Here is a 12,994-nt window from a genome sequence, read left to right as displayed (position 1 = left end):
TCCTTATTTAATCTCTGCCCGAGATTTTTGAAACGCCCGCTATCCCACACTATAAAAGGATCACTTATTCATCTTCTACCAAAATATTTTTCATCATCAATACTCCTATGCGAAAGCCAGCTAAATAATAATGATCATAATCTGTAATATTGTGTTTTTTCAAGGACTTTGCCCTACTACCACCCGTTCTAAGAAACTCCGTTCCTTAAAAAACCTGCCTTTTTTTGTCCAAAGAAACAAAAAGGACGGATTGTAAGGCTCTGCCTTACAGAACTTCGGGTCGTAGGGCTGAGCCCTGCAGAAAGAGTTTTAGTAGCTATGCCCCTAATATATTTAGTTGTATAGAATAATAAGTCATGATATAATCATTAAAAATACATAGGCGAGGTAAAGATATGATAGACGAAGCTTTGGAAATCATCGAAGATTATTTGGACGGTGAAAGCGATACCGATGATTTTAAGACCGACATCGGGGTACTTGTGGATATGGACTATTCCGATATGAAAGAAGAGAACGAAGAAGCAGCGGACTTGATAGCAGAAGACTTACTGGGTGTACTAAACGACCATGAGGACGGGAGCTGTTTGATGACTTTCATGGAAAAGGTAAGCGATGTTTACGAACGTATAAAAGAGGTGTTATAAAGGAAATTTTTTTACTTTCTTTTATAGGGATATAATTTCAGCAGGAACTCTATGAGTTTATTTAATATGTACGGTAAAAAGGATAACAAACGAACTTTTATGGTAAAATTCTTACGAAAATATAATAATAAAAATTTATTATGTTTTATGAATTATTGAAGGATGACGGGGTAAAAGCGGCAGTGAGACTTGACGGTCATTCCTTTACAAAAAACAAAAATTATGATAATATAGGTCATAATATCAATAACGGGAGGATATTATGAAGCCAAAAACGAGACAGCTGATAGCGAGGATAATAGTTGTAATTCTTGCTATGTTAATGGTTTTAGGCGCCGTATCGCCTTATATTTGGGGAGCAGAAAAATATAAAACTTACACAAACGAAAAGCTTCATGTCAGCATGAAGCTTCCTTCTTCTGCGAAGAAAGACATGGAAAAACTGAGCGAAAACGCAAGAGAATTCCCCGTTGATTTTTATTTGACGGCGAGAATTGTCTACGGTGACATATACGAAGATACCTTAAGCGAAAAAAAACTTTCCAAAGATGAACTCCTAAGAGAAGAAGTCTATATCGAAAGTCAGTATACAAAAGATACATGGAACGATAAAAAATATATCACAAAGTATTTTAAAAATATTCTGGGAGATGCGAAGAGCGAATACTCTTTTGAGATTTCAAAGTCAAAATTAAGCGGGATATCGGCTTGGAAATGCTATTATAAAGGTAAATCCACAAAGAGTGCGGGGTATTATTATCTGACCGTCACCAACGGGGGACTTTACGTGTTACAGCTCGACTGCTACTTAAAGAGCCTTTCTAATTATAAAAATACTATAAATAAAATAAAAGACAGTTATAAGATAACAAACCTTGTCGTTCCGGACGCTGCGGAGATAGCATCGAAGAAAAAGGCTTTGGCAGCAGAGAAAAACAACGAAAAAACCATAGACACAGAACAGCCTAAAGAAGAAACACAAAAAGAAAATACTTCTGCGGCAATGACCAATACCGAAACCGAGGGGGAATCCGTTTTCGGATATTTTCTTGGAGGAGCGATACTTCTTGCAATAATCGCAGGGATAGTGATTTATATCCTAAGGCAGAAGAAATACAAGAAAATGAAGAAAAAAAGAAGAGAACTTAGAGTAAAAAGGAAAAATAACGATAAAATAGAATAGAAAATGATAAAAAGAAGTTTTAAACTTCTTTTTATTTTAATATAATAAGGGTAAAGATATAAGGAGAGGAAAAAATGGGATATTGGCAGACCAGAGGGCTCAGAGGAAGCGACTTTGAAGATTTGATAAACAGAACCAACAAAGAATATTTTGACGACGACCTTGCAGTCGTACAGAAGATCCCCACTTCTATCAAGCCGGTAAAGCTTGATAATGAAAGAGGTGTGATTTCTCTCGCATACTTTGACGAAAAGAGTACGGTAGACTATATGGGAAATGTCCAGGGCATACCCGTTTGCTTCGACGCAAAGGAAACGACCCATAAATCCCTTCCCATAGCGAATATCCACTCTCATCAGGTAGAATTTATGGATAAATTCGATATGCAGGGCGGTGTCGCATTTTTATTGGTTCACTTTAGTAAATTTGATGAATATTATATTTTAGATATGAAAACTCTTATCAAGTATTATAACGATGCACAAAGCGGAGGAAGGAAATCTATCCCCTATAAGGCATTCAACAAGGACTTGGAAATTTTTACAGACATAAAATATCCTCTCCACTATTTGGAAGGGATAGGTACATATCTTGAGATGAAGGAGAAGGCAGATGATTAAGCTTATATTAGACGGCAGAAAAAATATAGAAGTTAAAGAAGGGACAACTATTGAAGACATAGTTCACTTAAGTGAAAATCACAGGCTTGTGGTCGGAGGACTTGTCAACAATGTAGTGGAGAGTTTGAATTATGAATTTAAAAAGGACTGCAACTTTGAGTTCGTCTATATAAATTCATCTCTCGGAAAGAAGATTTACGAAAAGACCCTGCTGTTCCTGCTTGCGGTAAGCTCAAAGCAGGTCTTTAAGGACAGGGAGATCTCCATAGGATATTCTCTCGGCGGAGGTATCTTTTTTGAATACACCGACGAAAGTGACTTGAGCGAAGAAGATATAAAAAAGCTCAAGGCTGAGATGAAAAAGATAATAGAAGAAAATTATGATATAAATAAACTCAAAGCTACCAGAGAAGACATGAAAGCTTCCATAGACAAAAATATATTCCTTACCAACAAAGAGCTGGTAGACTGCCTGAGAGACGGGATACTCACTTTATACGAGCTTGGAGGGGCTTACGGATATTTCTACGGAGACCTTCTTCCTTCCACCGGGTATTTAAAAGTCTTCGACATAATCAAATACAATCACGGAGCAATACTTCTCGGATGTGACAAGACTCACCCGGATAAGGTACATGAATTTTTCGATAATCCGAAACTCTTTGAAGAGTATGAAGAGTTCGATAAATGGCTAAAAGATGTGGGAGTGACAAATATTGCCTCACTCAATAAAAAAATCGAAAACAACGAAATAGAGGAGCTTATACTGGCAAGCGAAGCCAGACATGAATACCTTATAGCAAAAGCTGCGGATAAGATTATCACCTCAAAGGATAAAAAGAGGATAATCCTGATAGCAGGACCTTCATCTTCGGGAAAAACCACCACATCGAAAAGACTTCAGACTCATTTGATGGCAAGAGGTCTAAGCCCCGTTACCATAGGTCTCGATGATTATTTCCTAAACAGAGACATAACTCCTAAGGACGAAGACGGTAAGCCTATGTACGAATGTTTGGAAGCCATTGACGTCTCATTGTTCAACGAACATCTCTTAAAGCTAATAAACGGAGAAGAAGTGGAGATACCTATCTTTGATTTCCATACAGGAACAAGAAAGAAGTTTGGAAGAAAAATCAAAGTGAGTGAAAACAATCCTATAATAATAGAAGGTATACACGGACTTAACGAAAGGCTTACTGTTTCCGTACCCGATAAGGATAAATTCAAGATTTACATCTGTCCTTTTACCGTAATGGGAATAGACCAGTATAACAGGATAACCACATCAAAAATAAGGATGCTGAGGAGGATAGTAAGGGATACTCACGCAAGAAGCAAAAAAGCGATAGACACCATAAGCATGTGGGAAGATGTGAGAAGCGGAGAAAAAGTAAACATAATCCCGTACAGAGAGCAGGCGGATTATATAATAAATTCCACTTTGCTATACGAGATACCTATCCTTAAAAAGTACGCTTATCCTCTTTTACAGGAAATAGGAAGAGATGAAAAGTATTACTACGAAGCAAGACACTTACTCGACTTTTTATCCTTCTTTAGGACCATAGAAGACGAAGAATATATCCCGGGAGTTTCGATTTTAAAGGAATTCATCGGGGGAAGTTTTTATGAATAAAGATAATAAGGGCTGTCTGCCCTTAAAACCCTGTTATAAGGGGCAGCGCCCCTAATGCCTTTATTCATACCTAAGATCCCTATTTTCCATAGCTTCCGCCTGAGTCGTCGGGTTAAAGACGAGGTCGCCCTTTTGAACGGGGGCGTTTTCGTTTATTATATCGTCGTCATACGTCACACTGAACTGAGATAATATCTCTTCGTTCGGTTCAATGTGCCCGTCATTTAAACCACTCTTCTGACTGACTTCATTCATTATCAGCTCAATCATTTTATCTTCGGGAGTTTTTATGACGTCTGCTTCTTGCCCTGCACCTTCGATAATTTCATTACCTGCAATATCATCTATATTTGAACCTTCAAAAATATTATTTTGTGTGCCGTCATTACCCTCTGCATCGTAGAGTTCATTACTATCATTATTTTCATTATCATTTACAAACATATCCGATGTATCCGTAGGGTATTCTGCTTCCTTTCGCCTTAGTTCGCATACGTAAACAAAATCCTCATCGTTGATAGTTCCCACTTCAAAGGGAGCCTTTCTTTCATAAGCAAGATCATCACCGATATTTTCATCTATATCACTTTCAATGTCTTCTATATTATCCTTTGCCTCTCCTATCCGCTCATTTGTTATATTTTCCTCTGACTTATCGGTGTCCCCTGCTTCGTATTCATTATCAATCATGTCAGTATCATCATCACCTTCGTCGGTTTCATCTAAATCATTATCTGTATCATTATCGTCATCGTAGTTTACTTCATCTTCACTGTCTTCTTGACCATTTTCAACGCCTTCATCATCCTCATCAGACAGACCTGATGAAATCCCTGCCTGCTTTTCAATTTCCTCCAAGTAATATAAACTGAAGCTTTTTACCAGTTTGCCGAGAAAGGTATTGTTATTTTCAAGGAAACGAAACATCCCGTTGCTTCCAAGCCAAGTAAGAAATGTAAGCCATATCCCCTCACCGGTACTAAGTATACCATCCATAAAGGTCTTAATAAGCCCCATACAGACTACCGCACTTATAATCAAAGATATCACAACGAATATCCATGAACTTATGTTAATTTTTTTAAATATGTTCTTGGTAAATTCCGTGGCAAACATTACTATACTCGAAAAAATAAGAGCCAATACCAGGATTTCCAAGAAAGATATTATTCCTTCAATATAAAAACTATCCATTTATTTATCCTCCCACACTATCTTATGGGGAATATTTATTTTTTGTGTATGAGTTATCATTTTAAACAAGATAAATCCGTGATTTTTATTATTTATATAAAGAGACATATGTATATAAAAGCAAACCGAAATATGATAATTACTATACTTAACAATAAAATCATATAAATAATCTATGAACCCAAACATAAATAAAGATATATTTTTAAAGTATAAAAAAACAATATAAATACTTTTTATTATTAATTTTAGAAAGGTAAAGAATAAAAATAAAATTTGATATAAAGGCTGATAATTGCGGACATTATAGAATCAATCACAACAAGATTTTTTATTTAATAAATATTTACAAATAACAAATTTACATCACTTTTGAAAAAATAAATACTTTTTCAATTCATCATCAATGATATAAAAATAATACTGCCCCTGCCCCGATATGATATAGGCACTTTGATATGATGTAAAGTATGGATTTTAGGAACAAAAAGAAATCAATATTATAAAGATTTTATATAAAGCGGTTCTATTAAAAATAAAATTATTCATTATAATGTGTAATTATAAATTTAAACCACAAAAATATACTTTCCCGCTTTCAGCTAAGTCTCAATTAAAACACATATACGATATATAGTAATAAATATTGTTGTTATGATTTTGAAAAGCTTCTATTTTTATTTAATCATAAATTTTTCTAATCAATTAAGTTCAATCAAGTCAATGATTTAAAGTATACCGACCATATGAGAAGGTACAAATCAAAAAGTAATTAAAACACGAAAACGAATAAACAAGCATTAATTTTGTAGTATTTTGTCGCAAAGTATCGACTTTTAAATTAAAATGATTATAATTTAATTAAGGATATATCACAAGGAAGGAGATGATGATCATGATGGATTTTAAATATAGAAAATACAAGGGTAAAGATATGTTTGATTTCCCCGAAGACTACACTGTAATAGATATAGAAACTACCGGGCTTAATCCCGACGAAAACGAGATAATAGAAGTCGGAGCGGTAAAGGTACGAGGCAGAAAAATAACCGATGAATTCTCTTCATTCGTAAGTCCGAAGAAAGAAATAATAAGCCCCGAAATAAGGAAGCTTACGGGAATAGACGAAGTAATGATAGAAGGGGCTCCCGAAATAGAAGATGTTATACCTAAGTTCAATGAATTTATCGACGGGGAGATACTCCTTGGTCATAATGTAAACTTCGATATAAATTTTTTATATGACAACTACGAACGCCACAGCGATTTTTACCTAAGCAACGACTATGTGGATCTGCTTAAAATAGCAAGAAAGTTAAGCCCTGAATTTGAAAACCACAAGCTGGAAACGGTACTGAAGAAACTTGGAATAAAAGTAGACCAGCAGCACAGAGCGGTTTCGGACTGTATAGACGCACATTACTGCTTTGAAAAGTACAGAGAAACTATCATAGCTCAGTACGGAGATGTGAGTGTTTATAAGATGATATTTAATCTATAGTTTTATTCTGCGGGGTTTTCCCCGCACCCTACCCCAAATTTCACATACATGGAATTTAATTTTACGACATTTATAAATCATTGAAGAAACTGCTTCAACAATTATATAAAGATTTTATTTTTAGTTTAAAAGTTATGACTGTTTATTTAAAACAATATGTGACCATACATAAAAATTAAGTATCTAAATAGACGATACTTAATTTTAATAACAAGTTATAAAAACATATAATAAATTCCTTTCCAAATAAGGAACATTACAGCATTTGCACGATGAAAAATATTATTTGGAAAACAAATAAAAGTCTTTGATATGAATAAAGTAAAGTTTTATACAAAAAAAGCCCTTGGAGTTTCCTCCCGGGGTCTTTTAAGTTTAAGGGATATATCCCTATATGTTCGTTTTAGGATATACTAATCATCAAATTCCTTTGAATAATTATAATCCACCTTAATAAGTTTTCCGCCAAGTTTCTTTTTGTTAATTCTATCCTTAGCATACAAATATGTTCCAAGGGCTCCCACTATCATTACAGAACCCACTATAGATGCTAAAATAATTTTACTTGTATTGTTATTTTCCATACGTTCGTCCTCTCTTACAACTTTATACTATTAATTATACAACATGAAAAATAAAAACTCAAACATTTAATCAAGTTCTAATACTATCTTAATCGACATAACTCCGACATATGTTTCAAGGTCCTTTATTCCAAACACGTTATCCACCTTTATTTCCATAGGCTCATATTCATTCCCAAAGAGAGAATTAAAACTCCTTTGTATGCAGATTATGGGCTCTTCGTCCTCGATATCGCTGATACTTGAAAGAGTGATAGTCGACTTTTCGTCTATGCCGTAGCTTATGGATTCGATGTTCATTTGGTCTATGCCCATATTTCTCGACGAGTTTATCAATATAAGGTCGGAATAATTAAGAGCCTTCTTAAGATTAAAAATCTTGTCTTTTCTGTTTATCTTATCGAGAAAAACAACGCTTTTATAAACGTTCCCGCTTTCCTCTATGACTTCCCCGCCGCATTTTTCAAGTATATCCCCAAGAGAAATACTCCTGTCCGTAAAAGAATAAATCTTTATGTGTTTTCCCTTTAATTTTAAAAATATTTCTTCCAAAACAACACTCCCGCATTTAATTAGTGTTATTTTTTGTCTTTTTAAAAAGATTATTCAATTATTTGGTTTTTCTTTTTTTAATAGGAAAAAATAGGATATATCTGTAAAATTTAAAATATTATATAAGAGATTTTATCATATTAAACAAATATGGGTTATAAAGTTTACATATAATATAATAAGTGTTTAAAATCATTCAAGTCATAAAACTTGCGAAATTAATATAACAAAAATATTTATTCCCCTACACTATAATCCCCTTCATCCACCTTATCCCCTAACAGCGCCCCTATCATCTTCGGCTCCTTTATAAGCGATTCCTTATCCGCTTTTTTAAGCCTTTTTATATGATACTCGAGTTTAGACGCACTCTTCCTGTTTTCAGCGGTAAAATACCTCTCAAGCTTCTTTGCATGGTGAGTCATAGTATACTTTGCACACTTTTCATTCCTTGTAAAATGTTCGTTCATCCTCTTCTCTATATCTGTGGTTATCCCCGTGTATATTGAATTGTCCTCACATCTGAGCATATATATGTAGTACATCGTTTCTCCCTTTTTGCGGTTTAGGATATATTAGCATGTTTTTTTGGTGGTGTAAATGGGGATTATTATGTCGTAAATAATTTAATGACAAAATTAAAATTAAATTCAATAAGATATATAAATTATTAAATTTTCATAATCGACAAACAACCATTCTAAAACAATCCTTCGGATTTTTTACTCATATGAAATTATTCACTTCGTTCATTTTTTATGCTTTTAGCATAAAAAAACGTCTTTCTAACGAAAGACGTATAATTTCATACATGGTGACCCAGCGGAGATTCGAACTCCGGACACCTTGATTAAAAGTCAAGTGCTCTGCCAACTGAGCTACTGGGTCATTCACTGTCTCTGACAGCTTAATTAGTATACTAAAACAACCAAATTATGTCAATACCTTTTTTCATTTTTTTTTAATTTTTTTCACTCTTTTTCTTACTGCCAAATGAAATCCGGATCGTATACATATTTACTCCCTTTTTTCTTAAAAGGTGCGTTGTGATTGTCTTTGCCTGAAGCTTTCTTTATTGCGCTGAAGGTCTTGCCTTTCTTGTTCATTATCTCGAAATGAAGATGTGAACATGTGGCTCTTCCTGTCCTGCCGGATTTTCCGAGATAAGTTTTAGTGGAAACTTTCTTTCCCACCTTGGCATTTTTGGAAAATTTGCTCATATGAGAGTATAAAGTCTTTCCGCCGCCGGGATGTTTTATAACTATATATTTTCCCCAGCCGCCGTTCCTTGCGACTTTGACTATCTTTCCCTTTGCCGCGGGATATATACTCTTTACACCTACGATTATATCCACGCCTTTATGCCCTCTGCTTCCGCCGTAGAGACTTTCAACGTTATATCTCTTCTTTCCCGCACTTTTACCTACGGGCCAGGACATCTTGACGGGAGTGTGTACTTTTACCGTAAAAGTCTTCTTTGCACTCTTATTGTACTTCGCGTAAGCGGTTATCTTAACGGTCCCCTTTTTCTTTCCCTTTACCACACCTTTTGAATTTACTGTGGCAATTTTGGGATTGGAACTCTTCCACGTTACGGATTTGTTGTTTGCACTCTTTGGATAAGAGCTCGCCTTAAGAGAAAGCGTCCTTCCGACGTTTATATTATGCTTCCTTACAGAAGCTTTTATACGCTTTTTATTTGAAACTTTTATGGAAGTTGCGACTTTATACGCACTTACCTTCTTTTTATCGCTTATTTTGCCGCTTTGAGCCGAAGAAACGCTGAAATATGTGGAATATGGTTTCTTTGTACTCTTCGCAGTTACCTTGTAAGTGTTAGTTCCGGTCTTCTTTACAGAAAAACTTTTCTTTGAATAATTTAATTTATAACCCTTGTTATATGCGTTGCTTGGAGAAAAAGATACCTTCAATGCAGTCGACTTGTTTTTATTTGTCTGAAGCACTACATGGTCTTTGCTGTACTGTTTTATACTTGGTTTAAGCTCTATACCTTTAAGCTTGACTTTTACTCTTACCTTACAGCTCGCCTTTACTCCGTTTTTGCTTTCTGCGGTTATCACAGCATCTCTGTATGTGATACCCTTTTTTATCATATCTTTGGTATTGATATTCTTAGCACTCACCTTTCCGTTTTGGTCTACTGCTGCGACTTTACTGTCGGAACTGCTCCATTTTATCACATCCAAACTCTCGGCACTCTTCGGACTTACGCTAAGGTCAAGTTTGAAGCTTTCCCCTTCGTAAACGCTTTTTGAAGTATCGTCTACTTTTATGGAAGACACTAAAATAGGAAGCGCACTTTTATCGGTTTTAGAGTTTTTATCCTCTCTACCTTTATCCGTGTCGACTTCCCTATCATTTTCGTTATGTTTGATTGTTGCTTCATTCTCCGAGACCATTATAAAAGACTTATCCTGCTTCTCGGCGGCCAGGATTGTGTTATTTGCACTACAAATAAAGCTTAGGCATAAAGTCATAGTTATCAGCATGCAAATACATTGTTTTTTCAAATTTACAATTCTCATTATTAAAACCCCTCAGTTCGCTTAATAAAAATTTCCCTCTTAAAATTCTTAAAAATCCCGCATGGAATTCTTAATTTTTTCTTAATCTTTTAAAGATATGTTTTGCCATTATATAAAATTTTGATATCCTTGTCAAATTTTACCCCCCGTTTTTTATAAAATCAGGGGGTGTTTTTTGTAAAATTTTGTCGGATTTTATACTATTTTATTATATGTTTTTTTCTTTACTTAAATCTTATGCTTTAAATCATATAAATATCAGACGGGAAATATAATAAAAATCCCCTGCCCCTTTGAACCTCTTTTATAAAAAGTCCTTCAAAGATTTTGACAATGTCGATTTTTTTATGATATCAGGTCTATTTTTGATTTTATTTCTATCAAATATATTCTTAGATTTTTTTATATTTTTTATTAAAAATCAAGACAATAAATATTTCTTCGAAATTTTTTTATTTTTACCGCATTTCAACCGATATTTATACCTATATAATATCCGTATCCCTCTCTTTTGTGAATGTACATTAATTTTATAAACCTCATATGTTCATTATGGGGTTTATTTTGATGAATTATATTTATTATACTTAATTAAAAGTAAACTGGTCTACGACGGCTTAATTTGTCTTATCACTATCGTTATCAATATTATCCATAACACTTATTTGGTACGCGTCTTTATATATAACACCATTACCCTCAGGTTTTAATTATTTATTAAATATACAGTTGAATAAAACGGTTAAACAGAGATTATAAAATATCGAAATATATATGATAACCGCCATAAAAAATATCAACAACGTTATGAGGAAGATACCCAGAAGAAGAGACATATCCTTCATCAATAACCCCAAAAACATTAAAACGGCAAATATACTCATACCAATCCCGGTAATCATAAGGAAGAAAATCAAGCATAATCCGATATAATACTTCATATTCTTGAAACCCCAGCTGAATACATTTGAAGTGAAATTTTCATTTAAAAAATCATTATCTTTTCCTGCCATCGCACAAGCCATGGTTGGGAATATCCCAAAAGCGGCAGAAAACAGCATCGTAATAATAATAGTCAAAATCATCTTTGATATCGTCGACATCATCACTGAATTAAGATATGCATTGTTGTAATACGAATATGCACCTATATTATATAATGAAATAAAACTGCTCCCGCATAAGATAAAAAACAAAATAAAGAATATCAAAAAAACAGAAACTCCGTAAATCATTTGGAACAGCCATACCCTAAGACATTCTTTAGGTTTTTTGAGGAATGAAAACAAATCAGAAACAGAATATTCCTCTTCTTCATCAGACTTTATGAATATTTTATAAAGCCCGAGCGTTAGTACAGTCGAGATGTACATAGTCACAGGAAAAAGTAAAATTCCCGCCTGAGGTATATTTGACATCAATAAACTGCCGGATGTACTTATACACAAGGATATAAGCCCGACAAGGACCATATATAAAAACATTTTCAGTCCGTTAAGTTTTATAAGCTTACCGGCTCTTTTTATTATTTCTCCAAAACTCATGATAATCATTCTCCTAACATTTATACTATATTTATTTAGCATTCGATCAGCTGAAATATGGGATTTATCGGATGACATCTAATCCGATACTTTTTTAAAATACACTTATTGTTTACTTATATGAAATAAATCAAAAATAGTTTGGTATATTATTATTGATTTTTCTCATATCCTCTTCAAAATCAAAAATATCATTAATGACCGCATCCATATTGATTATTTCCCATTCTCCGTCTTTTTTTTGCATCAGTACGACAGTATTTTTATTGATCTTGTTTTTATTTTCTTTTGCATATATACCTATATTTTCAGTCACCATAGTCATTATTTTCATAGCTATTTCTTCATTGTCCGCTTTGGGATTTTTTTTGTACCACTTGACGGTATCTTTCACTGCACTCTCATATGCTTTGGTCAGATCCAGAACGGAAAAAGTCACGTTTACCGCAACTATTTTTTTGTATTTGTTAACGGAATTTATTTTATAGTCCATATTTTTAAAGACGTTGAACATATAAGATTTCATCTCTTCATTTTTAAACAGGAATGTCTTACCGCTTAAAAAATCTTTATATTCTTCATCTATATCAGCCCCGTTTATATACTTTTCCAGTACCCTATCTTCATCTTTAACGCAGATTATATCGAGCTTTTCGCGCAAACTCTCTTCCGCACTCAGCCTGCCGCAGCCGAAAAGCGACATCAGCATGCAAACAGACAATATTACTGTAATGAATTTTTTCATAATTTCTCCTTAGAACATTTATTTATAAAATATATTACAATATAAAAATATCAAAAATTAAAATTAATTAATGAACAGCAATTTTTATGTCATAAAATATAGAATAAATTTATTCTGGAAAGACCGAAGGCTTTTATAAGGGACTCCGTCCCTTAAATTACTCTGTAGGGCGTTGCCCTACAACCCACTAATCTTTGCTCGCCCAAAGATTAGATAAAGGGCTCCACTCATTTGCCGTG

Annotated in this window: 12 protein-coding genes and 1 tRNA gene; 5 read left to right on the top strand and 8 right to left on the bottom strand. The window is 33.9% G+C overall.

Features of this window, described 5'->3' with window-relative positions; all coding sequences use genetic code 11:
• The first annotated feature begins 395 nt into the window (after positions 1 to 395).
• The 4 genes from NSA01_RS09245 (at position 396) to NSA01_RS09230 (ending at position 4,089) form a co-directional block, all read left to right on the top strand.
• On the top strand, positions 396 to 647 hold the full coding sequence (locus tag NSA01_RS09245; RefSeq protein WP_257481181.1) for a hypothetical protein: 252 nt from the start codon (positions 396 to 398) through the stop codon (positions 645 to 647).
• A gap of 262 nt (positions 648 to 909) precedes the next feature.
• Positions 910 to 1,830 (top strand): hypothetical protein, encoded by a 921-nt coding sequence (locus NSA01_RS09240; protein WP_257481180.1) that lies wholly within the window; start codon positions 910 to 912, stop codon positions 1,828 to 1,830.
• A gap of 74 nt (positions 1,831 to 1,904) precedes the next feature.
• A complete protein-coding gene (locus NSA01_RS09235; RefSeq protein WP_257481179.1) occupies positions 1,905 to 2,450 on the top strand; it encodes a Holliday junction resolvase RecU in 546 nt (181 codons plus the stop codon).
• On the top strand, positions 2,443 to 4,089 hold the full coding sequence (locus NSA01_RS09230; RefSeq protein WP_257481178.1) for a nucleoside kinase: 1,647 nt from the start codon (positions 2,443 to 2,445) through the stop codon (positions 4,087 to 4,089). The genes NSA01_RS09235 and NSA01_RS09230 overlap by 8 nt, the downstream gene beginning before the upstream one ends.
• A 60-nt stretch (positions 4,090 to 4,149) precedes the next feature.
• Here NSA01_RS09230 and NSA01_RS09225 read toward each other — a convergent pair whose 3' ends face one another.
• Positions 4,150 to 5,283 (bottom strand): hypothetical protein, encoded by a 1,134-nt coding sequence (locus NSA01_RS09225; RefSeq protein ID WP_257481177.1) that lies wholly within the window; start codon positions 5,281 to 5,283, stop codon positions 4,150 to 4,152.
• An 895-nt stretch (positions 5,284 to 6,178) separates the two neighbouring features.
• On the opposite strand from NSA01_RS09225, the gene NSA01_RS09220 reads away from it, so the two are divergent.
• Positions 6,179 to 6,784, top strand: a complete 606-nt coding sequence (locus tag NSA01_RS09220) for a 3'-5' exonuclease (protein WP_257481176.1) — start codon at positions 6,179 to 6,181, stop codon at positions 6,782 to 6,784.
• Positions 6,785 to 7,197: 413 nt separating this feature from the next.
• Here the strand turns inward: NSA01_RS09220 and NSA01_RS09215 are convergent, their stop codons facing one another.
• The 7 genes from NSA01_RS09215 to NSA01_RS09185 form a co-directional block, all read right to left on the bottom strand.
• The gene (locus NSA01_RS09215) at positions 7,198 to 7,368 is read right to left on the bottom strand and encodes a hypothetical protein (RefSeq protein WP_007048987.1); all 171 of its coding nucleotides are present in this window, start codon (positions 7,366 to 7,368) and stop codon (positions 7,198 to 7,200) included.
• 66 nt (positions 7,369 to 7,434) lie between these two features.
• On the bottom strand, positions 7,435 to 7,920 hold the full coding sequence (locus NSA01_RS09210; RefSeq protein WP_257481175.1) for a hypothetical protein: 486 nt from the start codon (positions 7,918 to 7,920) through the stop codon (positions 7,435 to 7,437).
• Positions 7,921 to 8,156: 236 nt separating this feature from the next.
• Positions 8,157 to 8,465 carry a GIY-YIG nuclease family protein gene (locus tag NSA01_RS09205; RefSeq protein WP_257481174.1) on the bottom strand — a complete coding sequence of 103 codons (309 nt, stop codon included), beginning with the start codon at positions 8,463 to 8,465 and terminating at the stop codon, positions 8,157 to 8,159.
• 267 nt (positions 8,466 to 8,732) lie between these two features.
• Positions 8,733 to 8,808, bottom strand: a tRNA-Lys gene (locus NSA01_RS09200).
• A gap of 95 nt (positions 8,809 to 8,903) precedes the next feature.
• Positions 8,904 to 10,466 carry an Ig-like domain-containing protein gene (locus tag NSA01_RS09195; RefSeq protein WP_257481173.1) on the bottom strand — a complete coding sequence of 521 codons (1,563 nt, stop codon included), beginning with the start codon at positions 10,464 to 10,466 and terminating at the stop codon, positions 8,904 to 8,906.
• A 710-nt stretch (positions 10,467 to 11,176) separates the two neighbouring features.
• A complete protein-coding gene (locus tag NSA01_RS09190) occupies positions 11,177 to 12,010 on the bottom strand; it encodes a hypothetical protein (RefSeq protein WP_257481172.1) in 834 nt (277 codons plus the stop codon).
• Positions 12,011 to 12,140: 130 nt separating this feature from the next.
• Positions 12,141 to 12,755: a hypothetical protein gene (locus NSA01_RS09185; RefSeq protein ID WP_257481171.1), complete on the bottom strand. Its 615-nt coding sequence runs from the start codon at positions 12,753 to 12,755 to the stop codon at positions 12,141 to 12,143.
• Positions 12,756 to 12,994: the final 239 nt, after the last annotated feature.

This window comes from Anaerofustis stercorihominis (assembly GCF_024623185.1).
Taxonomy (GTDB): domain Bacteria; phylum Bacillota; class Clostridia; order Eubacteriales; family Anaerofustaceae; genus Anaerofustis.
The sequence above is the reverse complement of the archived record's forward strand: the minus strand, read 5'-3'. Positions and strand labels throughout refer to the sequence as shown.

Coding starts and splice junctions, on each gene's coding strand:
- NSA01_RS09245 (WP_257481181.1), top strand. CDS start 396: ATGATAGACGAAGCTTTGGAAATCATCGAAGATTATTTGGACGGTGAA.
- NSA01_RS09240 (WP_257481180.1), top strand. CDS start 910: ATGAAGCCAAAAACGAGACAGCTGATAGCGAGGATAATAGTTGTAATT.
- NSA01_RS09235 (WP_257481179.1), top strand. CDS start 1,905: ATGGGATATTGGCAGACCAGAGGGCTCAGAGGAAGCGACTTTGAAGAT.
- NSA01_RS09230 (WP_257481178.1), top strand. CDS start 2,443: ATGATTAAGCTTATATTAGACGGCAGAAAAAATATAGAAGTTAAAGAA.
- NSA01_RS09225 (WP_257481177.1), bottom strand. CDS start 5,283: ATGGATAGTTTTTATATTGAAGGAATAATATCTTTCTTGGAAATCCTG.
- NSA01_RS09220 (WP_257481176.1), top strand. CDS start 6,179: ATGATGGATTTTAAATATAGAAAATACAAGGGTAAAGATATGTTTGAT.
- NSA01_RS09215 (WP_007048987.1), bottom strand. CDS start 7,368: ATGGAAAATAACAATACAAGTAAAATTATTTTAGCATCTATAGTGGGT.
- NSA01_RS09205 (WP_257481174.1), bottom strand. CDS start 8,465: ATGTACTACATATATATGCTCAGATGTGAGGACAATTCAATATACACG.
- NSA01_RS09195 (WP_257481173.1), bottom strand. CDS start 10,466: ATGAGAATTGTAAATTTGAAAAAACAATGTATTTGCATGCTGATAACT.
- NSA01_RS09190 (WP_257481172.1), bottom strand. CDS start 12,010: ATGAGTTTTGGAGAAATAATAAAAAGAGCCGGTAAGCTTATAAAACTT.
- NSA01_RS09185 (WP_257481171.1), bottom strand. CDS start 12,755: ATGAAAAAATTCATTACAGTAATATTGTCTGTTTGCATGCTGATGTCG.